Raw genomic sequence first — 24,642 nt, 5'->3', positions numbered from 1 at the left:
CGTTAAAATATTTCATTAGGGTATGTGCACCGCTCTCGGAATAAATTCATGCAAGGCGCAGCGCTCGAGCAGCGACCGGAAGATATAACCACTGCTCGACGACTGACATTCCGGTTGCAGTAGACAGTGCCTCCGCATACGCAGCTAGTTGCGGACCGTGCTCCAGAACCAACCGCTCATTCCGTTCCGATCCACCTGGGTTGGATTTGTGATCGAGGAGAATCCATCCCTTAGGGGACTGCACTAATAAATCAATACGCCCCCTGATACACGTTCCATCGGAACAATTGGCCTCAATTGGAACCTCTACAAAGGTCGGGCAACCAGGCCAGCGTTCGTCGCACCATGCACGGAAGGCGATTAGTTGCGCGACGACCGCGGCATTGTCAACAGCATTACCGACACCCCAGAAACCGAGAATGCTACTGACATCGGACGTCTCCACTGCTCCCCGTGCACCAGCCCGAGCAATGCAATTGTGGATTGCCGTCCCCAATTCCGTCATATCGGGCTTCCCCGTTAATGCAATGCGAATGCCGATATCTATGGCCTCAATGATGTCGAACTGTCCGCCAACAGCGCTACTCGGCCGATGCCACAAGGGCATAGGTGACGCGTAAGGGCGACGAACGAACCAATGACGGTTCTGCGATGCCCGCACCGGTGGCTCTATCGCGCACTCATCTTTGTTCCAGACCTTGGAGATTCTTGAACATCGCTGCTGATCAACCAGGGACAGTTCCTCAGATGGACCGAATAGAATCGGACTTGCTCCCGGAACCTCATCCACCCAGCTACGTACTGGTCCAGATTTTCTGGCGAACGACACCAGAACGTTCAAATCTCTGGCACGGGTCAACCCAACATAAAGCAAGCGTTTATTCTCAGTCACCGCATCTTGCTGCATGGCCACCCCGGTTGCGCTTGCCTCTGCACGTACCGCAGCCTGGGGAGCAGAACGCTTGCCCCAAGTCTTCAGCCAGCAGTGAATGAAGCGATTACCAAGCGGCAGTTGCGGATCAAAAGCGCCTTCCGTTCGTGCTCGCACGCTCCAAATGGCGCTCCTAGCTGTTTCCCCAAGCGCGGTGAGGACAACCACTGGCCATTCCAAACCTTTGGAGCCGTGATATGTGAGAACTGTGACGGCGTTATCCGCTGTCGCCGCTCGGCTGTCATCTTCCGCTTCCGCAGCCGCATCGAGCCATCTCAACATCCCGCTGACTGTCGCCGGTCGCTTAGCAGCAACACACTCGTCTTCGTAATTTCTTCCCAGTTCAACCAGCGCTTCAACATTGGCCAATCTATTATGAGCCTCATGCGGAGAGCTGGACCATTGGGCGACAAGCTGAGCGACGTGCGATTCCGCAGCCGATAGGCGCAGAGCTTCCAACGGTGTCAGAGACGAAAACGAAGGCCGCAGTCCTTCGAGGCGCACAAGAAGGGGATGGGCTGAATCGCCGATTGTCTTCCACTCGTGAGCAATGACGTCGGCCTGCTCAAGGTAATCGAGACGGTCCGCAAGCCATGTGGCTACAGGGGTAGCCTCTGCCAACGTAAGCACCAGAGCAGATGCAACCGTGTCGCTAACATCATGCATGCGACGCAGACAAGCGAGAACAAAGATTGCCTCTGCGGTCCCTAGCAAGCCTGCACGAGGACTTGCCGACGGAATTCCCCATCGAGTAAGTGACGTGACGGCCAAGCTCACTTGGTCATTTTTCCGACAAAGAACTCCTACGTCACCGGGTCGGATTTCCCGAAGGTTTTTTGTCTTCTTATCTTCCACCTGCATCTTAGAGGCAAGTAGCTCCGCAATAGCCTGGCCCAATGCTAGATAGTCCGTACCGTTCTTGTCGCTGTCAAAGTTCCAGTTCAAAAGCGAAGGCTGATCAGGCAACTCCTTGCGAATGGGCTGTAGCTGAACGTCCTGTGGTGCGAGGTCCGGCAGGAAAGCATCCCCAAACACTGCATTCGTAAGCGAGACCAAGGCTGGAGTGGACCGACGCGATGTTGTGAGAGGCTCTCCGATAGTGCCGCCCCAACCCGGGATAGCTCCGATGACTCCGGAAATGAGACTGGCGTCGGTCCCTCGAAAGCCGTAAATCGCTTGTTTGGGGTCACCGACCCAAATGGAACGCTTGGCTAATTTAGCTAGCTCCACAAACAGAGCTAGCTGAAGAGGGCTTGTATCCTGGAACTCATCAACCATCACGAGATCAAGTTCGTCAGCCAAGACCGCTCGAACGCTCGCGTTCTCTCGAATCGCACGAAGCAATAGCACTTCTTGGTCACTGAAGTCCACGGCCCCCAGAGTTTTCTTGGCTTCAGAGTAGGCATCTCGAGCGTCGGCAGCGAGATTAAACACCAGTTCCAAATACTGCCGCACGTCAGCGTGGAAGGCCGGATGGGACTCGTGCGTTTGAGCTGCCTCTTTCACGGGATCGAGAAAATGTTTTACCTTCGCGCCAGCATTGAGACCTGCGGCACCAAGCCAATCCGGCCAAGACCATCGACCCTCACGAAACGCACGTTCGAGCTTTTGTAAGTCGGCTAAACCGTCCTGGAGGTTCTTAGCCACATTTGTACCAGCAGCAACTTGTGCGTTGACATAAGATGAGACATTTTGGAGCGCCGTAGCAAGTGTCCCAGAAAGAACTGCGGTTGGGTCTACGCCGGCAGTAGGCGCGGACCAGTTCGCGAGCATCTGATCTGCATTACGCTCCCCCATCTGCCGCAGCGTCACGGGCTCAATATCGTTGTCCAAGGAGGCCTTGACTACATCCTTGACAGTTTTTGCCCAGTCTTCCTGTTCGATGCCAAATTTTCGGGTAAGCCGAACAAACACGGACTGCCCCGCTGAATCGAGAGTCTCAGCAAGTGACGTTTCTAGAAGCCGCTTCGTTTGCCCTTCGCTGAGAACGGTCTGATCGGGGGACAGTCCCAACTCAAAGCAGAACTGCTTGAGCATCTGCCCGCAGACACTGTTTACTGTCCCCAATCTGGCTTGTCCAATGGCCGTGGCCAGGTCCACACGACCTTTCTCCAGCAACCATGACCGTGCGCGTTCCCGCAGCTCCGAGGCGGCCTTCACTGTGAACGTCGTCGCCAAAATGGCGTGAGGCCGGGCGGTTCCGGACTCGAGGGCATGGGCGAGGGTCTCGGTCAGCTTATAGGTCTTACCGCTTCCGGCGCCTGCGCTCACAAATTCAATGTTATTCATTACTCCCACCCTCCCAGCAACACGAGATAGTCCCGGTCCCACTGACTGGGTCCTTTCACAGGCAAAGTCCCGTCGGGACCGTTGTAGTCGTCAGTGACCTCTTGCGGAACGACTTCAATCTGCCCTTCTGCGAGCTGGCTAGTTCTCCACGTCCAAGTCGCTTTTGCACGGTCGAGAAGAGTCTCAACCGTAACGTTATCCGGTGGCGGTGTCAGTTGTGCCTGTGGGAAGACTCCAGGATGAGAGATGAACAGCGCTCCACTCTCCAGAATGAAGAATCCCAGTGCCGCAGGCGCAGTACCAGTCTTTTGCTTGACTAGGCTGGAATAAAGGGCCAGCTGAAGGTGACCGCCCTCGCGCAGCATCCGAGAGTAGTAATTGTCTCCGCGCCACTTCATATCAAGCGCAACAAGCTTGTTGCCTGGCAGTTCGACCAAAAGGTCAATCTTGCCTGTCAATGGAACCGGACCGAGTGCGCCATCGAACTCAGCTTCCGTCTGCACACGCACTGCTTGGGCTCCCCGCAAATGATCCAAGAGCGAGCCGATTGCGCTTTCGCATGTCATCTGGAACCGCTGGAGACTGATGCCTGCGCCTTGCATCAAGAGAATAGCGCCCTCCGTACGGAGCAGCTCATCGGCCTGAGCTCGGAACCAGTCGGTGGCCTTTTGGTTCGACCATGTAAGGGCATCTGCGCGCGCGAAGAGCATTTCAAAGACACGGTGCGCAAGAATACCTAAAAGACGGTTACTCTCCTCCACCGCAAGGATCGATGCTGGATTCAGCCGAGCAATGCGTTTGAGCACAAAGAGCGCAGGCGCGTTGAACAACTCGTTGAGAGCCGTGTACGACTGTGAATTAGTAGACAGATTTAGCGGACCGCGAAGCTGGATATGGCGTTGCACATCAGGGAACGGGAGCGATTCGACCCGTTCAGTCAGGTTTCCTAGAAATTGGCTGTTGCATGCAGCATCCAGGTCCAGGGCCTGAGCTTCAAAGTCCGGGATAAGTTTTTGGATAAGTTGTCGTACAGGATGCTCTTCCGCGCCGGGAGGCGGCGACACCATTACAAAGCGTTTGCGAGCCGCCAACAAAGGGCGTAGCCACTGCATGGCCAAGGCCGTTAACTGCTTCGAGGGGTCCCGCAGCTCGACATTTAACTCCTTCAATGCTTGGACTTCCACACTTGACCAAGGGAGTTGCTGCGCCAGCATTGGCGTAGAAGGCATCCACCAGATCACCTCATCAGCTGGCTCAATACAAGCGGCTGCACTGCTTGCGGAGCGCATACACCCAACCTGGGAAATAGCACCGGGATTAGATGCACCTGTGGGCGTCGCATGGGCCACAAGCTGTTCAACCTGCCTGGGCATCAGCGTGCTTACTCCCTGCCGAGAAAGTTCGGAGAGACTATCGAAAACAGCCGCGCATTGGTGATGCGCGGGTGCAAAAGTGGCCACTGTAGCGGGGTTGCCAGACAACCTGCGTCGCATAGCCTCTTTGAGTCTGTCAGTTCGTGCAAGCAAGGCATCCAAGGGCACGCCTTGATCCCTTTTCCAGCGCTCACCTTCAAGCCAGAACTCGATCTCGAGCACCAGTTTTTTTCCATCCTCACCTTCGGCAATCTTGTTCTTAGCCTTGATCCAGGACGCTCCGCCGATTCCAGGTTGCTCAGCGACGGCTTTTGCGAGCGCGGATCGAGCTTTCCGACTGAAGGGACCCACAGGGTGAGCTAGGAAATCGACCAGGCGACCAACGTCAAGAGGTGTCCAGCACATCTCCAAGGCCAGGCCCAGTGCCTGCAAGGCAGGGCGAAGTTGGCTGGGGTTCTCAAAGCCGCAGCTAACTCCCCCGGTAGCAACCAACATGGTATCGAGCGAGTCACCGTGTTCTTCTGCGAGAACCACTCGGTCCATGGGATACGCTGCAGCATGCGCACTGAGCCAATGCTCAGCAGTAGAAAAAGAGAGCGTGCGAACGAGCTGCACACTACCGTCCTCAATAGACGGAATCTTGCTTAGCGGCTCCTTTCCCGACATGACAAGAATCGCCTTTTCTTGTAAGGCGCGCAGCGCCCCTTCTCCATGCGGGATAGGATTTTTTACTTCCACGTCCGGCAAGCAAGCGAGTACCCTCCGCCACAAAGATGGAAAGTCTTCCAACGGATCAACAAGGGAAACGGAGGCAATCGGGCTAGGGCCAGTTTTTTTGAGCATCTCCTCAACCAACTGCAACCGAGTAGCTTCTCCTGCGGGAATAGAAACGGCGGTCGATTCAACCAGAGCCAGTTCCCGAAGTCGAACGGGATGAGACGCCAGTGCCGTTCCCCGCCAGCCACCTAGAAGCCACTCATCGCGCCAAGACAGGAGCTTTGCCGCTGTACCGACGCTGTCGACTCTCATCGAAGCACTGTAGAAGCGGGTGCCGTCGTCATGGCGCTGCAAATGCCCCATATAGATCGCAACGCGCTGTGCCGCTGCGACCTCAGGTTTGGCCAATCCAAGATACGTTTCCAGTAACGACAAAAAACCGAGCCGCCCCACAACTGGGGCGTTGAAGGAATTCTGCAGCGACGGCCCCTGACGGGCATCGAGACTCAGACCAAAGGTGACATGCATGGCGCGTTAAAGAAATAGCTTAGGCACGTCTGGGAACCGTGCCTACGCGGTCCAAGCGAAAGGCAACATCAGCAAGATCGGGCTTCACTTCCCAGAACGTTGACCCGACTGATCTGATGAAGGTCTAATGCTGCCCAATTTCTTGAGCAGCACATTCGTTACTTGTGTTCCTTGCGAACTCCCTTGAAAGGTTCGCCATCCTTCTTTTGGTCCATGAAGCGCCCGTTGCCGGTATCACGCTTGGTCCAGGTCTGATTTGTAGGGTTGAACACTTGCGAACGGTCACGTACAGCACCGCGACGAGCATTGTCACCAACGGGAGGATTCTTGGCCATTTCAGTCTCCTATGTAATTACACGTCGAGTGAGTGGGTCCAACCAGGAAGCCCACTACGAGAAAGGAAATTCACCAAAGGTGAGCTTCCAAAAAACTGCAACCGCCCCCCGGATATAAAGGCCAAAGCAGCTTGGTCAATGCGAAGGTTTGCGTTGCGTGCTTTGGCAGTCAGCTCGGCCAGCAAGCGGGAGTTATCGTTTTGAGTACCAGAGGACGAGCGAGCCTCGAAAACGGCAAAATTAATCCAGCCGCCGTTCTGTGCACGCTCCCGTAGATGGGCGAAATTCACCTTCATTTTTGCAACCTCCTAACCAGTAAGAATGTTGAGCATGAGTTCATTATTGCGTGAGCACTAGCTCAAATAACGACCTACTGGCTGGCGGCGGGGAGATTTTTTTTGGCAGCGGCGCACAGCGCTGCGTGAAGGCGCTGACGCAGCTCTGGTGGTTCCAGAATCTCGACTTCTGGACTGTGCCGCAGAAGGTCCATCAACAGCTCTTGGTCGTTGGAGTACGGAACCTCCAAGACATAGCTGCCATCCTCAAGATGCTTACATGACTGGTCGTGGTGCCAAGTCTCCTTGCTGACCCACTGAGCTCGCTCAGGGGTGAACTTCAGGCGAGCACGGTGAGCCGCCTGGCCGGCGAAAATTCCGTAGCCGCTACGGAAATGCTCCTGCATTTTCTCCTGGCTGACTTCGAAAGCAGCTTCATCTACAACGTGAACATCGTCAACAGCCTCCAGCGCGAAAGACCTAATGGCATCCCGGGAGTGGCACCACGCGTCTAATATCCAGTTTTCTCGGTAGTGCACCAGCTGTTGGGGCGAGATGACGCGCTCTGTATGCTCTTTACGATCACGGTTCAGATATCGCAAACGCAAGCGCTTTCCGTCCAGCAAGGCTCCCGCTATGAGTTGAAAGTGCTTTGACTCAACTTTCCTGGACGCAAAATGAATAAGTTTAAGCTTGCGTTCAATCGGCTTAGCCGACTTGGTGCCTTCAGCGAGCAAGCCGCGAAGACGGGACTTCAGTGGCCCAACGTGCTCATCGAGCAGTCCAGGCTGGACGCCCTCCACCAGATGAAGCATTGTCAACAACGCAAAAATCTCTGATGCGTTGAACCAAACGCCGGGGAGCTCAAATCGGCCACCATCCGCCAACTCGTCGCGAACAACCCAGCCACGGCGACTACGATCCCATTCGAGTGGGCACCCTAGACGGTCTCGAAGAAAATCAAAGTCACGTTTCACAGATGCCTTAGACACCTCAAGTTCGGCAACGAAAGTATCCATCGATACGGCGCCACGTTGGCGGATAAGACGTACGATTTTTGTTATACGCTCGATACTGATCTTCGACATGGCTGCCTTTTTCGAAAGAGGCTTTTGACACCGACAGAAATTCTGACGCGTCGCTTGCTGACGTTGATACCTACGCCCGGCGCGATCTTGAACGACTTACAGAATCCCCAGCCAATTTATTTTCATTTTTGAACCGCTGCCGAGGTCTCAGGATGGCAGTACAGCCTTCCTCGCAAGGCCAGTTACATCAAAATTTCCCGCACGTTGCAAGCAGCGTGCGAATCCAATTGTCGCGACCCAGCTGCGTAACCTTCTATCGGTACTCCCCAGCACCAGTTACGTCAGCAGTTTGTAAGCTCATCAATATACTTGGTTTTTTATTATCGTGTGATGAGAATGAACGTTTTAATTGATGTAGTTGATATGCCGCGTTCTCCATCTCACCCTGCGGCCGATAGAAGTGCCATCTCTTCCGTAATGCACACGAATGACCGACTTGATTTCTGGATTCATCTACGGCATCATTTCCGCAGCCGTTCTACGGCACATAATTGAATCGTTATAAAAATCAGCTGGGAATCCAGCATCAAGACACTGCAGTTCTGTCGCCTGCCGAGAGAATTCGCCAGCGCCAGCAGTTGAAATCCACTGCTAAAAATCGCCCCTCCAAGAAATTTGGCTAGTCGGGTGCCCCCCATCGAAGTCGGTGGGCGAAACTACGCAACGTGGGAGCACTTTCAGTGCCCCTGTGGTTGCTCACAAATCTATCCAAATGTCGCCCTCGACCTCGGGCAGTATCGAACTGCGGATGCAGTGCGATTTCTTTGGTCACATTGCCTGCACACCATAGGCGGACTTCACTCGTCCGGTCTGTGCCGGCTCACGTCCCTATTACTTGGAGATTCTGATGTCTCGCCCTACCGATTTCACCCCAAAAGATCGATTGCAACTCGCTCTCGAAGTGGGCTACAGATGCGTAAACGAAGAATGCGGCATATCAACAACTGCCTTCGATTCGATCACGAACAGACTCGTCTGTATTGGCGTTGCCGCCCACGACGTTGCCGCGAGCCCCAAGGGCCCTCGAGCAAACCCAGATATGAGCGTCGAAAAGAAGCGCTCAATTTCGAATGGTGCCTGGCTCTGCCGAAACTGCGCAGAGATGGTGGATCGCCTCCCGGAACGCTTCCCCGTGGGCACCATCTCGGGCTGGCAGCGAGCGGCGAAGAACGACCTGCTCTACCGCGTCACCGGCATAGCTAAAGAGCCGGACAACGACGAATAAATCTCAATCTGCACTCAGGAGGGGGGGGGGCCGTCATCTTAGCTGGTCGCCCCTTTCGGTCCCTCCGAGATAAGCAGCGCTCGTCCATAAAAAGCCAGCTCAATTCGTCGACGTCCGTTCTTATGCGGGTGCGATAGCTCGGAACATCACGACGCATTCTGCTGGTGTGATGCGCCGATGGTGGCAACTGTGGCGAAGATGAGCGGCGGCCAAAGAAAAAGTCCGGCTAGGCGTCGAGGCCTGCTGGGCTGCTGAACTGCAATTGACTCTCTCTACGCTTGATCGGGTTTCAATTCGGCAAATCTGCCTTGTGCGAAGGCCTCGCGAATCTGTTCGGGGCTACGCGGCGGAGTCGACGTCAAGCTAGACAAGGACACAGTGCGGCGTGGGAACGTACGAAGAAATTGTTGCAACGCCTTCAGCCGCACTAGGTAGAGCTCGGCGTTCTGGCGCGAGTGCCATGGCGCAATAGCGTCGGCATACAAGAAACCAACGGCAGAGGGCTTATGCGCAATGGCCAGTCGCTGTTCGATACCCAGTACAACGTTTAGATGCGAATACTCCGCGTACTCCACCCACTTGGGTGTCCTTAGACCTACTGGCTTGTAATGGCGATTCACGAGTAGCTGCGCGTCGTCGTTCTGAGGAGATGCAAAGTATGGCAACCAGGAGCGCATCTCTGCTTTGGCCCGTGACTCAGGGTGGATGCGGAACTGTGGGACCGCCAGCAGGCACTCTATAAAGTCGACTGCAAAATCGACAGCATTTGCGCCATCCGCAAATTCATCTACGAGTTGTGCTGTCGCCCGCTCTGCCGGACTTCCCGGTTGGGTGTAGTCATACGGGCCTTGAGCTCGAACTTTATGCATGGCCAGGCGCATCTCTTCCGCTGTGCGGACAAAACGGAAGTATTCACGCCTTGGTGCCGAGACAGGAGCAGCAGCCTCGGGGGAAGCGTTTTTCATCAACAGCGCCCAGGTGCTGAAGCCCTGCTCGCGCGCGATGGCATTGAGTGCCTCAGTATGAGAAATGTTGGAGGTACGGGAACGGTGCTTCGCCTGCTGTCGGAAGCTCTTGATATCAACGTCGGAAAAAGGGTTGGCCATGGGGCTCTCCAATTAAAGCTACCAACCATCAGCACGCCCACACACCAAGAAAGGTAGCGATAAAGGGGAAGTCCCTTTGCAACCAGAGATAGACACGTTGCCTTACTGCACTTCGCTATGTGGGCGCGCAAGCCGACGTGAGGCGGCTGATAACACGTTAGTGGATCAGCCCAAGTTTGTAAAGAGCATTGAATGGACTCTCAACAAGAGCGTCATTATCAGAAATGCGCCGGCAGAATAGAAAGCCCGGCGTGCCGTAGATGGCAGGCCGGGCGGATGGCGCTTCATTCATTTCATCAACATCCCCTAAAGGGATTTCTACTTCATCAAATTGTGGTCTAACTGCCTGTGCCTAATTTCTTCGCCAATGCTTGCCTGAGGTACTCGTTCACGTCTATCGAACGGGCCGACTCTACCTTCTTTAAGCCGGACCATGCGTATAGAGCAAACGGGACGACGAAGACCCCTGGACTCTCCGTTGCCGGCACCTGGCTAGCCAGAGCCACCACTGCAGCCATGACACCATTGACATCAGCATTCGAACTACCCAAATATTCGGCATCTGGAAGATGGTACGCATCAGTACCCTTCATGATGTAACGGCTAAAACCCGCCTTCTCCATGATTTCATGGAGGCGCTCATGGGGGTCCTTGACCGTTGGCCGATGCAGTTCGATTCGTACTAGATACTTATTCATATTCCCTCTTAGGGTAGTTGGCGAAATGTCGAGATTGAGCTCGGCATTGGGAATTCAACCCCAGCTCAACAGATTATTTGCCTCTTTCTTGATCGCCCTTTACGCCAGGTGCAACCACGCCTCTCCGGACATACTAGAATTAGTTTCCACATAGACACAAGGAGAGCAAATGTCGTTGATACCCCTGCGAATCGACTTCGTCGACCCAGAGACACACTGCGCCCGGCTTGCCGACAATGGACGCATTCATGGGTTCAAAAGCGGAAAGGCAACCTTCATCTTGCACGAGAGCGATGGCCGGGAATACCCGTATGGGCCCATCTGCGCCCCAAAAATGATGGGAGGCCGGGAGCTCCTGCGCGGGATACCAGATTTCACCACCCGGGACTTCTCACCTGTCCAGGAGGATGAAGACGAGGTAGTGAACGGCAATGGATTGGGCGGGGGAAAGCGTCCGCCGGATGACTCAAACGACGACGAAAAGGCTCAGGCCTTCGCCAAGCGGTACTTGATGCTTCGGATGGACCGTGTCGCAAACCTTCCAGGGGTACAACCTGGCGTTCAATATGCTCCCCTCGCCGCCATCTATGAAGAATTCAAGAAGACGAGGCAGCTCGCGCCCGACGCAGTAAGGTACATCATCGCAGTGGAGCGTACGTCGAAGACCCCTGAAATGTATCGCTCGGATAATCTCTTGGATGTCTACACAGCCTATGTCCAGATCAATCGGTTTATCAAGACATTGAAACAGGGAGATTTCCTGGACATCATTGTGAGCATCCGCGACAACACTCTCCTAAGGAAATTGTATTTGAAGCCCAAGCAAGTGAAAGCAGCGAAACTGAACTTGCACCCGCGGGCCTTTCAATGGGCAGTGGCGGGAGAACCGGCCGCGCAGTAGCGCTGATTTGACCCAATTGCTAATGGCGAAAAGGAGCAATATTGGACGACAAGCGAGCAACTCTCCTCCGTAGCGCGTTCGAGCAATACCTGATGCAGCTGAAGAATGGAAATTCCAACTTCACCGAAAACTATTTACCGTACGACTTCGATGACTTGAATGCAGTACAGTGGCGCTCATTCGGCCGACTGATGGTAAAGGACGAGTTGCGAGAACTCATTAACAGCCTCAATCAATGGCATGTTGCGTTGCGCAAGTGGGAGGCATGGAATACCGTAATTTCCCTTCATGCTAGCGAAATGGATGCCTGGGACATTCGCATGGAATTCCTAGAGGGAACGGCTCATCGCTGCCTCTACCAGCCAAGTTCCATGCGCGACATGTTTACGCTTCTTGCGACCAATTCAATGCATCAGGTCTACCTCGCGAGCGATCCACAGCATGAGGACCGGCTACCTAGCGATCCACGAGACCTGAAGTCCCCGCACTATCCTAGTCGGCGACAAAAGGAAAAATTCCTCAAACGGCAAATCAAAACTGCCCCAAATAGCACTGAGTTTTTGGACGCGTTATTTGAATTGGATGACGATGAATATAGAAAAGAGACTTCAGACTATCGTAATCGGACAAGCCATGCGATTGGGCCTCGTCTGGCAATCGGGATTACGAGCACGGTCACCCGCTCTTTAGTTCAGGCTAAGCAATTACAGGCGCAGCCTAATGGAACAGCAATATCAATCCCCATTCCCGAGAAGATGGTTGTTCAATACGGTGTCGGCGGTACAGCACCTTTGGCAATGGCCGACGCACTTAACTCGAATCGTGGCCAATATGAGCGTGCAATGCACTGTTACACCCAGTATCGGAAGATGTTGTCCTTAGGAGTGGCAAAGATACCTAAAGCCGCTGAGCCTTGATCTCGTGGCACCCATTGATTCTCTCGAAGCGTGCAGGAGTTAAATTAATAAGATATTCTGCAAAAGCACCGCGCATATGCGACCGAGAAGCAACTAGAAGAAGTAAAAACGACGTAATCACGAAATGATATTCGTCCGACCAAGCGTGTGAAGCCTAGTTAAGTACAACAGTCAATAAAGGGGCAGGCCTCTGCATGAGGCTTGAATTACTCGCTAACCTGATTTAGCGATTTATAGGGGGATTAAGATGGAAGTATTTGGCATTATTGTAGTTCTTGTGATCGTCAGCGCCGTCTGGGGGGCGATCAAAAAGCAGCGCGAATTGGACGCCGCGAAGCAGGCCTACCATCAGAGCCTAGAACAACTCAAGCAAAAGCCAGCTGATCCCGAACTAAGGCAAAGCACCTTGGCAAAGGGTCGCCACTATTCAAATCTGACGCGTGATAAGAAAGGCGTCACGATGTTCGACGAAGTGGCGTTGATGAATGATATCAATGCCGCATGTGCGGGAGCCTCAGCGTTCCAGACGCGTGAATCTGCGTCGCAGGGCCCTTCTATCGAAGATCGCCTCAAAAGGCTGTCAGGCTTACATAGCAGCGGCGCGATCACTGATGAAGAATACTCATGTAGACGCGCTACGATTCTGAGCGAAGTGTAGTCTCGGGATAGAGGCTTCAGCAAGGGCTCGCCCTCGACGGACGCAACAGCAAGCGTCCGTGCGTCGCCTAAATCCTAATAAAAGATGCATGACTCTGTTGGCCTAAGCGGTCGCAGCCACACACAAAATTCCACGACCAAATACCAAATCGGTTCAAATTGTGATCTTTCGTTGCCGTACTTCGGATACCGAAGTGTCTTCAGCGGACCCACGATTTAAGCTCAAGATTCGGCACAATTCATAGTCCTCCTGGCACCGGATATCCCACTTTGACTTCCCAACTTTCCCTATCTCGCATCTGGACTTGGCTTAAATCGCCAGGAGTTATGGCTGCAGTAACCTTCCTGAGTGTAGCCCTCGCGATATATCTGGGCTTTTTCTATGAAAAAAAGCCGATGCTAGTCGGCACCATCAATAGTCTCTCGCCAGTATTCGACGTATTGAAACCCGTCGGTGGCCTCGACATATCTTATAGGGGCGTGAACCTTCGCGAAGCAAAAAAAAGCCTCTGGTCCGTTGAATTGACTCTTCGCAACGATGGTAGTGCAGCTATCAAGCGAGATGATTTCGACCCAGATGCGCCAGTACGAATTGCTGTCAAAGATGCTCAAGTAGTCGATAGGCCAAGCCTTAGCGCTTCGAATGAATATCTATCTGAGAATGTGAAGATAACTCCGGGAGCGAGCCACGTCGCTCTTTCGCCGGCCATTATCGAGCCAGGTGACACGATCACGATTAACTTCCTGGTGCTAGGGGCCGAAGGAAGTCGGCCGACCATAAACATCCTGGGAAAAATCTCGGGCATGCAGACGATTCCCCTAAGCAGCGCAGAGTCCACCACAAACAGAAAGTCATGGTGGATACGGACGGTCCAAGCTGATTCTATTTGGATTCAACTACTACGCGGCCCCACCTACTTTATAGCCTTCCTAGGTGGGTCTGCATTTATCGCATTATTCATTGCCGCAATTACGAGCCCATTTGCTCGGATTCGTGAAACGCGGGCTCGACGTTCCCGAAACGAAGAGATTCGCAAGTTGAGAAGAGAGCATGCTTTCGATCAAAGAGAAAATTCATTAGCCGATGAGTATATTGAGAAAGGCGTTCGCTCGATTGCAAAGATCGCCAAGGAAGTAAGCGCAGCTCAATTGACCATCGATGCCCGCAATACGATTGAAAATGGTGGTGACGAGGAGGCAGTTAATAAAGTCATCGAGATGCTCGATGCTCCTATGTCAGAGAGAACAATTAAACGGCTTACCAACTTGAATCTTATAACCGTCGAAGACGGAAATCCGGTTGGAGTGGTCGAACTCTATGCTGCCGTGAGAAGTTTTTGCCAGAAAATTGGCAAAAGCCCTGACGAGCTAATTAAAGATGAGACAGAAAATAATCGGATGATAATGATCGACGATATCTAGCAGACCATCTTAGTTGCGGACGCTCAAGCGGCATGATCTGGACTTAGGAATCGCTTGCAGTGTCCATTAATACTGTCGAAGTGACCGCCCTAGTCTTCCTGAGAATAGTGAAAATGAACAAAAAGCTAGTTGCAGCGCTATCATCCTTGCTCTTGATGATGCTAATGTCGGGCAGCGTCTCGGCTGAGACCAAGATCAACCGGACGAACGTCGATATCCCTGGTTTCAAGAAAGTCCTATTTGGCATGTCCAGCGAGGACGTATCCAAGCTCGGCGCGTACTGTAAATCGGATGGAATGGGTTTCGGAGGAATGGACCCTGTCGCTTGCAGCGGTTCCGAAACACTCTTTGGTAACGGTGCAGCAGTTACTGTTTACTTCACCGGCAATAAAGCACATTACATCGGTGTGACTGTTTCGAGTGCCCAGCCAATTGACTTGATTACTCCTTATACCAAGGCATATGGGACACCCAATACAGCTGTCATCCAGAACGCAGCGGGGATGAATTTTAGGATCAATTTCTGGTTATCGCCTACCGGAAAATCTATCCAATTGACCACGCCACTATTGGATGATGGCGTGACACCGCGTGCGAAAGCGAAAGACAATCAAGGCCGTTTTACAGAAACAGCTGCGTACTATGATGAACAGAGAACGTATGAGTTGATGCAGAAGGTGAAGGCTAGGTTGGCCCCCGAGAAAGACTATTGAGCCAAGCCGGTCCAGTTGAGAAAATGCGCCAATAGAACGTACCAATCTACTTGAAGGGTCCAACTTGGGATTTCGAGGTCCAATTGGCTCGAAAGGCCCGCCCAGAGCGGTAGTCGGCTATCTTCGATCCGGAGGTGTTTTCGGAGAAAAAGGGGGTACTTTGATTTGGAAGATAGCCTACTTGGATTAGAATTGTCCTTTAATTTAAAGCACTTAGAAAATCACGGCGCTCGTAAGTAGGCTATTTATCTACCAAGTACAACTATGTGTAGGCCAGAAATAAAAGGCTTCCCTTTTGAAAAAGGTGAACTGCACCCCAAAAGTTGGACATAAATCCAACCTTTGGGGTGTTTTTCATGACCTGCCCACGGAAGTTGGACAGTTTAGAACTAGAGATGAGCCGCCTCTTTGGGTTTCACTTGACCTGCTCCCCGAGATTAGTACGGCAATGACGTAGAGTCTGCCCCATACGGAGGCAGCATGAAGAAACGATTTACCGAAGAGCAAATTATTGGCGTATTCAAGGAAGCCGAAGCCGGTATGAAAGTGGCCGAGGTATGCCGGAAGCACGGCATCAGCGACGCGACGTACTACAACTGGAAATCCAAGTTCGGCGGGATGACGGTATCCGAGACCCAACGGCTCAAGGCGCTGGAGGCCGAGAATGCCAAGCTCAAGAAACTGCTAGCAGAAAGCCTGTTGGACAACGCTGCACTGAAGGATGTGCTCGGCCGAAAGTGGTAAGCCCGCAGGATAGGCGAAGCGCCGTGACGCACATCATGCATGCACACGGTCTAGGCGTAACCCGTGCCTGCGGGCAGATAGGAATTTCCCGCTCCTTATATCACTACGAGTCCCGTCGTCCTGACGATGAGGAACTGCGTCAGCGTCTTTGCGAACTGGCGGCCATAAAACGTCGATATGGCTATCGGCGTCTGCATGTATTGATGCAGCGGGAAGGATGGCAGGTCAATCGAAAGAAGCTGCTCCGCGTGTATCGATAGGCCGGCCTGAGCGTCAGGCGCCGCAAGAGGAAGCGCATCGCGGGCGTGGAGCGGCAACTGAAAGTTCCAGCGACGATGCCCAACCAGAGCTGGTCGATGGACTTTGTATCGGATGGATTGGCTGATGGTCGCCGCTTGCGCTGCCTGAACATCGTAGACGACTTCACCAAGGAATGCCTGGCTATCGAGGTGGATACGTCGCTGCCAGGCACACGGGTCGTATCAGTGCTGTCGCGCCTATCAGAGCTTCGAGGATTGCCGCAATCGATTACCATCGACAACGGTCCCGAGTTCGCCGGCAAGGTGCTCGATGCCTGAGCCTATGCAAACGGATTGAAGCTGAACTTCATCGAGCCAGGTAAGCCGCAGCAGAATGCCTACATCGAGAGTTTCAACGGCAAGTTTCGAGATGAATGCCTGAATGAACATTGGTTCGTGTCGATGCGGCATGCTCGTGAAATCATTGCGGCCTGGCGACGAGAATACAATTCTGAGAGGCCGCATAGTTCTCTTGGATACCTGACGCCGCAACAGTTTGCAGAGACTTTTTTAACCGCAGACTCCAAGTCGTTCTCGTACTAAATTGGGGAGCAGGTCACTGTCGCAGCAGCGTCTCTCGGAGTAAGAGCGGCCGATTTCAGCGTCGTTCGAGAAAGCCGATGCCCATCGCGCGAGAAGCCAACTGCTTCGTAGAAGCGGTGTGCCTCTTCTCGCTGGTCACTACCCATCCCGGTCGCAGCGTTCTAGGAGCAGTAGTTTGCCACGTACGTCCTGTAGAAAATTTCATTGGGACTGTCCAGTGCTGCAAGGGATTATGAGCCCTGTGAGTTCGACCTGAGTTAGTGCCCTCAAACAATTCATTTGACGCAGCTCAGAGCCCATCTTTACATCCCAACAATTAAACTGGGGCATAATCCCTGCACGTAATCAGTGCTTAACTGAACGAACTCATTGCTGGGGAGAAATGGGTTCGCACTCGACATTCATGGAGGGGATACATGCGGGTAAAACTGCCTGCCGTGCTTTCTGTCAGCCAAAAATCAAGCTTGGGCCTGATATCTCAAATCAGTTACCCATCACGCGACATCGAATGCGAAGCTGTGCCGTTCACTCTTGAAAAGTCCGTTGGATATCTCCTCCGTGGAGACGACGGTATCGAGTACGCATACATATTTCCGACGAAACCGAAGTCAGCAATCCCCTCCGGCAACACGCCGATCTTGATTGCAAAGTTCGGTTCAGTGGATGTCGACGAACTGGACCTGTCTGACGGCAAATGGTGGCCAGAAGCCGAGCCGGCAATCGTCGCCGCGGCTCTGACAAAAGCGGCAGGAGCCGCTCGCATCTCCTGGCAACACGCCTTTCGATTTTCAGAGGAAGACCCCTCAGGCTCACACATCGGTCTTCGAAAACCGCAATTAGGTGCTCTGCACGCCATTCATGCGCACTGGAGCATAAGCGATGAAATTGCCACGATTGTGATGCCGACAGGGACAGGAAAGACGGAGACCATGCTGTCCGTCCTTGTCTCCTGCAGGTGTGAACGTGTTCTAGTGGTAGTTCCATCAGATGCTCTGCGGACTCAACTAGCCGAAAAGTTCGAAACCCTCGGTATGTTGAAAAAGCCGAACAGCAAGATTTTGAATGAATTTGCGTTTCGCCCGGTAGTCGGCCGCCTTCAATCCAAACCGGCCACCATTGAAGACGTCGATGCGTTCTTTCCCGGTTGCAACGTCGTTGTCACGACAAGCCAGCTCCTTAGCGGCCTTGCCCAACCAGCGCGAAAGCGCATCGTCCATTGGTGCTCACATTTATTCATCGACGAAGCTCACCATGCCGAGGCTAAAACATGGCGAACGTTCCGGGATGCATTCTCTGAGAAGCGGGTTCTCCAGTTCACCGCCACGCCATTCCGAGAGGACGGCCAAAAAATTGATGGCAAGCTGATTTATATCTATCCCTTGAAGACCGCCCAAGAGGAGGGTTATTTCAAGCCAATTAAGTTTCACGAAATCAGCGAGTTCAATTCCGAGACCGGCGATATTGCAATTGCGAAGGCAGCGCTTCAGGCATTAGATGACGACAGAACTGGTAAGCACATCGTGATGGCCCGCGTCGATACCAAAGCAAGAGCCGAAGAGGTATTCAAGCTGTATCAGCAGTATGGCGCCGGCCGGTATGAAGCGATTGTGATCCATTCCGGGATAAAGGCCTCTCAGGTCCGCATAGAAAAGCAGAAACTGTTTAGCGGTGCCGCCCGCATTGTCGTATGCGTCGACATGCTTGGAGAAGGCTTCGATCTTCCTGAACTCAAGATTGCCGCCTTCCACGACATCCGTAAGAGCCTGGCCATCACGCTTCAGTTGGCAGGTCGCTTCACTCGCACGAGAGAAGATTTGGGTGATGCGCTGTTCATCACCAATACTGCGCTCATCGAAGTTAGGGACGAGCTTCAACAGCTATATTCTCGCGACCCTGATTGGAATTCTCTTCTACCAGAGCTAAGTGGGACGGCGATTGACGAAGAATTGTCGACCCAAAAATTCTTCAAGGGCTTCAAACGAATAATCGACAAGGTACCACTGAAGGACCTCAGGCCAGCCGCCAGCATGGTGGTGTACCAGACTGAATGTAAAACCTGGAGACCTTCCGATTTTAAGAAGGGGTTTCGTCGCGGCTCTCCTCGAGACAGGCTATTTTTCTCGCTCAACGATGAAGAAAATACTTTGGTCATCTTGGCGGTCACTGAAAATGGCGTCAGATGGAGCGAAGTAGAATCAATCAAAGAGACAAACTGGGAGCTCTTGATTGCAATCTGGGATAGCTCTTTAGAGTTACTCTTCATCCACGGCTCCGGCATCAGCGGGGAGTACAAGGAACTTGCAAAGGCTCTCTGCGGCAATGACGTAAAGCTTATTGTCGCCCCTGACGTATTCCGGTCGTTTCATGGCGTCACGCGATTGGTAATGAACAACGTCGGTCTAGAAGAACATTTGGGGCGCCAAGTGCGATACACAGGGCGAATGGGCTCTGATGTGGAGGCACGTATTGGTCAGGACGCGAGACGTACAGCTAAGCGTGCCGTTCTCGCCGGAACGGGTTATCAAGATCAAACCAAGATAACAGTGGGAGCGGCCAAACGCGGACGCGTGTGGTCGAATCAAAGGTTGCGTATCGACAGTTTCAGTCGCTGGGCACGTGAATTGGGTAGGAAAATTTCTGACGACACCATCGATCCTAATGTCGTTTTGGCCGGCACTCTGAAACCGCGCCAAATTGGTAGCGTTCCGGTTTTGGCAGCCATTTCCGTTGAATGGCCGCGTGAGGTATGGGAAAGACCACTCAGTACAAGCATTATTGCAATATCCAAAGTCAAAGCAACTAACGCGTCCTTTGTCGACATTGAGGTCACCCCCAGGGGTGATGCTGACCCGATTGTGCTTCGAGTCTTTGCGGAAGACTGGGAGAGCTTCTATCGATTGGAATTTTCTGGCAAGGATGAGGACTACACTGCGACATTCACCCACATCAGAGGTTCCAAGCCATACATCACGCCAGGCCCCCGTAGCGATGCCGTTTTGATTGAGGAGTTCTTGACTGAGTACCCGCCCACTATCTGGTTCGCCGACGGGTCATCTTTAGAAGGCACTGAGTTCACCGAGCATCCTGGCAAAGACCTTCTGCCGTATCGACGCGAACTCGTTCAAGTGGAGGATTGGACTGGCGTCGATGTAACCTCAGAATCCCAAGGGCCGACGAAGAAGACCGATTCCATTCAATACAGAATTATCCAGAACCTACAAAAGGACCATATCCCCAGAAGAAAATCGACAGTTACGCACGACTGAAAATTGAGATGGAGGATACGTTGACCTGGTTTGCAAAGGAGAAGTAACGACTAAACAAGGGGGGACCAACGGGACTTTGAGATTCGTGGATGTCCAGGCCCAGCGGGCATCTTCGTCGTGTTGGCACTAGAAAGGAACGCCTTTTATTTCTGAATTCTAGATTTTTGCGATTTCGAGACTTAAAGGGGGGCTGCAGCAAAATTAAAAAGCGTTCTTATACGGGCGGAAAACCTTTCTGAGCCTGAATCAGCGCCATCTGGATTAGATGAAAAGAATGGCTTTCATTTCTAAGACACATATGTTGTGTTGAATTGCATCCAAATCCGCATCCCCACTTTTTCCCAGAAGTTTGCATACTAAGTTGACCCATGTTTAGACCACAATCCTGCTCATGACAGCGAGCGGAAGAACGGAGTGATAGACGTGGCCCTACTTGGAATTATTCGGCGCTGGTACATCAGAGACCATATCTCTATCCGGGAAATCGCGCGCCGACTGGACATCTCCCGCAATACAGTTCGCCGTTATATCCGTTCGGATGCGATCGAACCAGCATACCCAGCAAGGCATTCGCCTAGCTCTCTTGATGAGTTCGCTCCCAGGCTCTCTGCTTGGCTGAGTGCGGAATCCGTCAAATCTCGCAAGCAACGAGAACCCCGAAACAGATGTTTCTGGACCTGAAAGAGCGGGGATATGAAGGGTCGTACGACCGTGCGGCCGCCTTTGGAAGGCATTGGAAAGAGGGGCAACTGGAGAGGGTCAATTCTGCGAGCAAATCAACAGACAAATCCCCTTCGGAGCCGCGAATACATCCTCGACTCATTGACGCTTCTACTACCCCCTAGCTAGGCCGCATTCGTTTTATCTGATATGCAGATACTTTAAAAATATCCGATATTCAGATATTTTAATATTATCTGCTATTCAGATATATTTACTTTATCCGCAATTCAGATAAAATGGATTTATCTCGATATCGGATATTCTTACCATGGCTATCAATATCTCCCATCCCCTCCTCACCACATCACAGCTCGGCCAACTGCTCGTGTCGACACGCAAGAGGAAGAAGCTCACGCAAGCGGAGGTAGCGACCCGTCTCGGCCTGAGCCAAAATCGAATCTCTCATCTGGAACACAACCCAGACGAAATCAGTGCCAAGCAGTTATTCACTTGGTGCGCAGCGCTTGAGCTGGACCTGCGGCTTGGGGATAGAGCTCCGGCACCGCTCAACACCGCGCTGGAGTGGTAACTATGGGACGTCGCTCACATAACTGGGCCTCCGGTCCAGTGGGTCCGATTCCTCTTAACTAACGATTGCCACCACCATGGCCCGCTCCGCATATCGTCAAGCCAGAATCAGTATCGGAGACAACTACCCTTCAAACGGCAGCGGTCCATCTCCATGGCGTACCTGGAAAACATTCAACGTCATGGCAACCAACGCGTAGTAACCCAGCAGCCCAACAAGATTCACCAATACCTCGACACCAAAGTACTGCTCTGCCTCTTTGTAGAGCGGCTCTGAAATTCGCTTCGTTTCATAGAGTTCCTCCACCAGCTCCCAAATCAACTGTTCTTCACGAAGCGCGAATTTCGGCTCCTTGCCCAGGCGCACCAGTTCGATATTCCGTTCATCCAGTCCGGCATCGATGCCAATAGGATAGTGAATCTGCCACTCTGCCTGGGCCCGCCACTTCGAAGCCGTACAAAGGATCGCCAGCTCAGAGAGCCGTAACGACAACTTCGTGTGATAGCGGCAGAATGCGCCAAGCTTCTGTGCATGCTGTGCCAGCTCAGGGCTATGAATCCACGAGAGGAAAGGACCTGCCAGGTTACCGCGCGGCCCGTTCAAGATGTCATCCAGAACGCGCTTCTGTTCTGGCGAGGCTGTTGCAACGTCGACGACTGGCAGCCGAGGTTCGCCTGCTTTTTGTTCCATAGACTTCCTTGTCAAATACTCGAATGATGGGGGTGTGCTTGAGCTTGCCCGATACGACCGCACAGGTGGAGCATGATGAGCAGCAATGCGCAAACCAGGGTGGCGGCTGAAAAGCTTAACAGACCGGTGCGATAACTTCCCGAGGCTTGGCGCATGATGGGAAGAAATGCGGCGCCGGCACCAGCACCGAACTGGAATACAGCGAAAATCACGCCATATAGCTTGCCGAATGAGCGCATACCGAAATAGCGCTTCAAAAGGTAGCTGAGCACATCGAACTCCGCCCCCAGCACCATTCCCAGCAATGCGGCACACAGGAACACCACGTCGCCGGTGACGCCGTACGCGTAGAGCACACAGGCAATCGTGCCTCCCAATGCGAGGACACACATGACCAAAGCCGCAGAGATGTAGTCGATAAGCAGGCCGGTGAGCAAGCGGCCCACGATGACGAAGATGCCGAAGGTCGCCTGCACCATCGCAGCGCGCTGTGGGGTAACGCCTGCATCAATCAACATCGGGATCTGGTGAACAATCAATGCAGTATTGATGATACCCAGCAGCATGAAGATGCCGACCAGCAGTTTGAATTGCCTGCTGCGCGCGGCCTCCTTGAAATCAACACCGGGAACGCTCTGCGCTTTTCCCTTTCTGGGTTCGGTACCGGGTTTTTCGCGGATGAAGAAGAAGGCAATGGGTAGCGTCAATGCGACCAACACGGCCAGGCCCACGAATCCGGCACGCCAGCCTTGTTGAACGACCACCGTTCCAATCACGAGTGGAATCACTGCGCCACCGATGCCAATACCCGCGTTGGCGATGCCGATCGCCAGGCCCAGGCGCTTGTCGAACCAGGAACTGACGACACGCCGATACGAGAGCGGGAAGATACCAATACCGATAGCAGGCAGAGCAACCCACGCAGCGTAGTAGATCCACGGCACCGGCGGCATGAAGTACATCAGACCTATGGCGACGCAGAACAAGGGGATGCACGGAATGATGATGGCCCGCGCGCCGAAGCGGTCCGTCAGGTAGCCCTGAATCGGGGAAATTAACATCACCGTATAAGACACGATAGAGCTGGCGAGCGCGATCTGGGTGCGATTCCAGCCAAAATCGGCTTCCAGGGGCTTGATGAAAAGCCCCAGACTGAGCACCGCCACAGTACTGGGCCCGAACATCAGGGCGATCATCGATGCAAGGACCACCACCCACCCGCGATACCGCCAGGACTCTTCTCCGACCGCAGCGGCGGCAGTCCCACTGGACAACATATTCATACTATCTCCGTTCTGTTCTTTTAATTCAGGGCGTAGGCTGCTCAGAAACGGGTTGCCATGCCGATCCGGAAGATGGCTTGGCTACCTGTGCTGGAAGCAGACCCCGGGCCGTACAGGCCGTTGATCCAGGCCTGGGTAGTGGCGTTGTCGCCACCTGCCTTCTGATACACGGTCTGCAGGTAGATATCGGTCCGCTTCGAGAGCCAATACTGCAGCGTCGCATTTCCCTGATGGGCGTAATTGTGCGCCAATTGCGCGTTCCCCTTCATGTACTCATAGGAGACGCCCAGGTTCCAGGCAACATCCATCTGCCAGTTGACGCCGGCTTGATAGACGTTCACCTCGCCCTTGGTCAGGGTATTGCGGGTGTTGGTGTAGAGCAGATTGAGCTTGTAGTCGCCGATCCGGTATCGCGCGCCCAAACCCCAGTTGCGGATACCGTCGTGACCGTTGCTCATGGTGGAGTAGCGCGCATCGGTATATGCGGCTGCCAGGCCGAATGCACCGCTGGCATAGTTGGTGCCGAGGCTGATGGTGCGCGATGCCGAGGTGTCTCCCGCTACCTCGCCGAGGCCATACATCCCACCGAACGTCACGCCATTGAAATCCGGACTCAGATACTTGACGGAATTGGCGACGCGAGCCAGGCCGGCCAGGCGGTCGAAGTCCGAAGCGCCGGTTGGGTTGTTCGGCACCGCCAGGGCATTGAACGGTCCCTGGCGGAATGTGTAGTACCCGCCATAGGTCAGCGCGGAATCAAAGCCGCCGAATAACAGCGAGTCGTGCATGAATTCGTACTGGTTGCCGGCGGTGAGTGTGCCCCATTTGTTATCCCTCAGACCCACCAGCGATTGACGTCCGAAGATGAGATTGTTTCCGGGCAAGGATGCGCCGGTGCTGAGATTGAACTGGCTCTCAAGCTGGAAGATGGCCGCAGTGCCTCCACCAAGGTCTTCTTGTCCCTTGATGAACAGGATGCTCGGGACGCCGATGCCGTTATCGGCCCGCAGATTGCTTTTCCCGGATTCATTGCTGACGTATGAAACCCCGGCATCCATGATGCCCGAGATGGTGACGCTGCTTTGAGCCCAGGAAGCGACGGGCAGCGTAGCAAGGGCAGCAATTGCGCCGAATTTCCATTTGATTTTTTGCATGTCTCTCTTTCCTCTTTCAGAAGGACGCACGACGCCCTATCGGCCAAGTGCGACATTCGGTTTCGTTGTTATGGTTGTAGCTCGTCGTCACAGACGACGATGCATCTGGCGCTGAGCGCCGCGTGATGAAGTGGGCAGGTCTCCGATGAGCTGCGTTTATGGAACTGCATTAATGAGCTGCATTAATGAGCCACATTCATGAGCAGCTTTTTGTGTTGATGCGAGCAAACTATTTC

Annotated in this window: 20 protein-coding genes and 1 pseudogene; 10 read left to right on the top strand and 11 right to left on the bottom strand. The window is 53.3% G+C overall.

Annotated elements, in window-relative coordinates; all coding sequences use genetic code 11:
- Positions 1 to 46: 46 nt before the first annotated feature.
- From HBH1_RS10510 to HBH1_RS24885, 6 genes are all read right to left on the bottom strand, one after another.
- Positions 47 to 3,220, bottom strand: coding sequence for a UvrD-helicase domain-containing protein (locus tag HBH1_RS10510; protein WP_102662722.1), 3,174 nt, complete (start codon positions 3,218 to 3,220; stop codon positions 47 to 49).
- Positions 3,220 to 5,838: a PD-(D/E)XK nuclease family protein gene (locus HBH1_RS10505; RefSeq protein ID WP_102662721.1), complete on the bottom strand. Its 2,619-nt coding sequence runs from the start codon at positions 5,836 to 5,838 to the stop codon at positions 3,220 to 3,222. Before HBH1_RS10505 ends, HBH1_RS10510 begins: the two co-directional genes overlap by 1 nt.
- 158 nt (positions 5,839 to 5,996) lie before the next feature.
- Positions 5,997 to 6,173, bottom strand: a complete 177-nt coding sequence (locus tag HBH1_RS10500) for a hypothetical protein (RefSeq protein ID WP_102662720.1) — start codon at positions 6,171 to 6,173, stop codon at positions 5,997 to 5,999.
- A 17-nt stretch (positions 6,174 to 6,190) separates the two neighbouring features.
- Positions 6,191 to 6,469 (bottom strand): hypothetical protein, encoded by a 279-nt coding sequence (locus tag HBH1_RS10495; protein WP_102662719.1) that lies wholly within the window; start codon positions 6,467 to 6,469, stop codon positions 6,191 to 6,193.
- A gap of 74 nt (positions 6,470 to 6,543) precedes the next feature.
- Entirely contained in the window at positions 6,544 to 7,536 is a 993-nt protein-coding gene (locus HBH1_RS10490) for a helix-turn-helix transcriptional regulator (RefSeq protein ID WP_102662718.1), read from the bottom strand.
- A complete protein-coding gene (locus tag HBH1_RS24885) occupies positions 7,509 to 7,652 on the bottom strand; it encodes a DUF4236 domain-containing protein (protein WP_146012846.1) in 144 nt (47 codons plus the stop codon). The genes HBH1_RS10490 and HBH1_RS24885 overlap by 28 nt, the downstream gene beginning before the upstream one ends.
- Positions 7,653 to 8,383: 731 nt before the next feature.
- On the opposite strand from HBH1_RS24885, the gene HBH1_RS24880 reads away from it, so the two are divergent.
- Entirely contained in the window at positions 8,384 to 8,761 is a 378-nt protein-coding gene (locus HBH1_RS24880; RefSeq protein ID WP_146012839.1) for a hypothetical protein, read from the top strand.
- Between the two features lie 272 nt (positions 8,762 to 9,033).
- Here the strand turns inward: HBH1_RS24880 and HBH1_RS10480 are convergent, their stop codons facing one another.
- Entirely contained in the window at positions 9,034 to 9,867 is an 834-nt protein-coding gene (locus HBH1_RS10480) for a P-loop NTPase family protein (protein WP_102662716.1), read from the bottom strand.
- A 338-nt stretch (positions 9,868 to 10,205) separates the two neighbouring features.
- The gene (locus HBH1_RS10475; protein ID WP_102662715.1) at positions 10,206 to 10,565 is read right to left on the bottom strand and encodes a hypothetical protein; all 360 of its coding nucleotides are present in this window, start codon (positions 10,563 to 10,565) and stop codon (positions 10,206 to 10,208) included.
- A 169-nt stretch (positions 10,566 to 10,734) separates the two neighbouring features.
- On the opposite strand from HBH1_RS10475, the gene HBH1_RS10470 reads away from it, so the two are divergent.
- The 9 genes and pseudogenes from HBH1_RS10470 to HBH1_RS10430 all read left to right on the top strand — a co-directional run bounded on the left by HBH1_RS10470 (position 10,735) and on the right by HBH1_RS10430 (position 21,279).
- Positions 10,735 to 11,466, top strand: a complete 732-nt coding sequence (locus HBH1_RS10470; RefSeq protein ID WP_102662714.1) for a hypothetical protein — start codon at positions 10,735 to 10,737, stop codon at positions 11,464 to 11,466.
- Positions 11,467 to 11,558: 92 nt separating this feature from the next.
- On the top strand, positions 11,559 to 12,383 hold the full coding sequence (locus tag HBH1_RS10465) for a hypothetical protein (RefSeq protein ID WP_146012838.1): 825 nt from the start codon (positions 11,559 to 11,561) through the stop codon (positions 12,381 to 12,383).
- 247 nt (positions 12,384 to 12,630) lie between these two features.
- The gene (locus HBH1_RS10460; protein ID WP_102662712.1) at positions 12,631 to 13,041 is read left to right on the top strand and encodes an SHOCT domain-containing protein; all 411 of its coding nucleotides are present in this window, start codon (positions 12,631 to 12,633) and stop codon (positions 13,039 to 13,041) included.
- A gap of 326 nt (positions 13,042 to 13,367) precedes the next feature.
- Entirely contained in the window at positions 13,368 to 14,462 is a 1,095-nt protein-coding gene (locus tag HBH1_RS10455; RefSeq protein WP_102662711.1) for a hypothetical protein, read from the top strand.
- 59 nt (positions 14,463 to 14,521) lie between these two features.
- Positions 14,522 to 15,175, top strand: coding sequence for a hypothetical protein (locus HBH1_RS10450; protein WP_102662710.1), 654 nt, complete (start codon positions 14,522 to 14,524; stop codon positions 15,173 to 15,175).
- A gap of 480 nt (positions 15,176 to 15,655) precedes the next feature.
- Positions 15,656 to 16,761, top strand: a pseudogene (locus tag HBH1_RS10445) (IS3 family transposase).
- Between the two features lie 416 nt (positions 16,762 to 17,177).
- A complete protein-coding gene (locus HBH1_RS10440) occupies positions 17,178 to 20,027 on the top strand; it encodes a DEAD/DEAH box helicase (RefSeq protein WP_102662709.1) in 2,850 nt (949 codons plus the stop codon).
- Between the two features lie 414 nt (positions 20,028 to 20,441).
- Positions 20,442 to 20,708: an HTH domain-containing protein gene (locus HBH1_RS10435; RefSeq protein WP_102662708.1), complete on the top strand. Its 267-nt coding sequence runs from the start codon at positions 20,442 to 20,444 to the stop codon at positions 20,706 to 20,708.
- Positions 20,709 to 21,018: 310 nt separating this feature from the next.
- Positions 21,019 to 21,279 (top strand): helix-turn-helix domain-containing protein, encoded by a 261-nt coding sequence (locus HBH1_RS10430; protein WP_102662707.1) that lies wholly within the window; start codon positions 21,019 to 21,021, stop codon positions 21,277 to 21,279.
- A gap of 123 nt (positions 21,280 to 21,402) precedes the next feature.
- Here HBH1_RS10430 and HBH1_RS10425 read toward each other — a convergent pair whose 3' ends face one another.
- The 3 genes from HBH1_RS10425 to HBH1_RS10415 are packed head-to-tail and all read right to left on the bottom strand — an operon-like array spanning position 21,403 to position 24,406.
- Entirely contained in the window at positions 21,403 to 21,969 is a 567-nt protein-coding gene (locus HBH1_RS10425; RefSeq protein ID WP_102662706.1) for a carboxymuconolactone decarboxylase family protein, read from the bottom strand.
- A gap of 11 nt (positions 21,970 to 21,980) precedes the next feature.
- Entirely contained in the window at positions 21,981 to 23,252 is a 1,272-nt protein-coding gene (locus HBH1_RS10420; protein ID WP_102662705.1) for an MFS transporter, read from the bottom strand.
- Positions 23,253 to 23,293: 41 nt separating this feature from the next.
- On the bottom strand, positions 23,294 to 24,406 hold the full coding sequence (locus HBH1_RS10415) for a porin (RefSeq protein WP_102662704.1): 1,113 nt from the start codon (positions 24,404 to 24,406) through the stop codon (positions 23,294 to 23,296).
- Positions 24,407 to 24,642: the final 236 nt, after the last annotated feature.

Source organism: Herbaspirillum sp. BH-1 (assembly GCF_002870055.1).
GTDB classification, from domain to species: Bacteria; Pseudomonadota; Gammaproteobacteria; order Burkholderiales; family Burkholderiaceae_D; genus Herbaspirillum; species Herbaspirillum frisingense.
This window is presented reverse-complemented; position numbering and strand designations above follow the sequence as displayed.

Excerpts from the sequence above, each read along its gene's own strand:
- HBH1_RS10415 (WP_102662704.1), bottom strand. The coding sequence starts at position 24,406 with ATGCAAAAAATCAAATGGAAATTCGGCGCAATTGCTGCCCTTGCTACG.
- HBH1_RS10465 (WP_146012838.1), top strand. The coding sequence starts at position 11,559 with ATGCAGCTGAAGAATGGAAATTCCAACTTCACCGAAAACTATTTACCG.
- HBH1_RS10455 (WP_102662711.1), top strand. The coding sequence starts at position 13,368 with ATGGCTGCAGTAACCTTCCTGAGTGTAGCCCTCGCGATATATCTGGGC.
- HBH1_RS24880 (WP_146012839.1), top strand. The coding sequence starts at position 8,384 with ATGTCTCGCCCTACCGATTTCACCCCAAAAGATCGATTGCAACTCGCT.
- HBH1_RS10510 (WP_102662722.1), bottom strand. The coding sequence starts at position 3,220 with ATGAATAACATTGAATTTGTGAGCGCAGGCGCCGGAAGCGGTAAGACC.
- HBH1_RS10440 (WP_102662709.1), top strand. The coding sequence starts at position 17,178 with ATGCGGGTAAAACTGCCTGCCGTGCTTTCTGTCAGCCAAAAATCAAGC.
- HBH1_RS10505 (WP_102662721.1), bottom strand. The coding sequence starts at position 5,838 with ATGCATGTCACCTTTGGTCTGAGTCTCGATGCCCGTCAGGGGCCGTCG.
- HBH1_RS10470 (WP_102662714.1), top strand. The coding sequence starts at position 10,735 with ATGTCGTTGATACCCCTGCGAATCGACTTCGTCGACCCAGAGACACAC.
- HBH1_RS10420 (WP_102662705.1), bottom strand. The coding sequence starts at position 23,252 with ATGAATATGTTGTCCAGTGGGACTGCCGCCGCTGCGGTCGGAGAAGAG.
- HBH1_RS10430 (WP_102662707.1), top strand. The coding sequence starts at position 21,019 with ATGGCTATCAATATCTCCCATCCCCTCCTCACCACATCACAGCTCGGC.
- HBH1_RS10425 (WP_102662706.1), bottom strand. The coding sequence starts at position 21,969 with ATGGAACAAAAAGCAGGCGAACCTCGGCTGCCAGTCGTCGACGTTGCA.
- HBH1_RS10480 (WP_102662716.1), bottom strand. The coding sequence starts at position 9,867 with ATGGCCAACCCTTTTTCCGACGTTGATATCAAGAGCTTCCGACAGCAG.
- HBH1_RS10490 (WP_102662718.1), bottom strand. The coding sequence starts at position 7,536 with ATGTCGAAGATCAGTATCGAGCGTATAACAAAAATCGTACGTCTTATC.
- HBH1_RS10460 (WP_102662712.1), top strand. The coding sequence starts at position 12,631 with ATGGAAGTATTTGGCATTATTGTAGTTCTTGTGATCGTCAGCGCCGTC.
- HBH1_RS10475 (WP_102662715.1), bottom strand. The coding sequence starts at position 10,565 with ATGAATAAGTATCTAGTACGAATCGAACTGCATCGGCCAACGGTCAAG.
- HBH1_RS10500 (WP_102662720.1), bottom strand. The coding sequence starts at position 6,173 with ATGGCCAAGAATCCTCCCGTTGGTGACAATGCTCGTCGCGGTGCTGTA.
- HBH1_RS10495 (WP_102662719.1), bottom strand. The coding sequence starts at position 6,469 with ATGAAGGTGAATTTCGCCCATCTACGGGAGCGTGCACAGAACGGCGGC.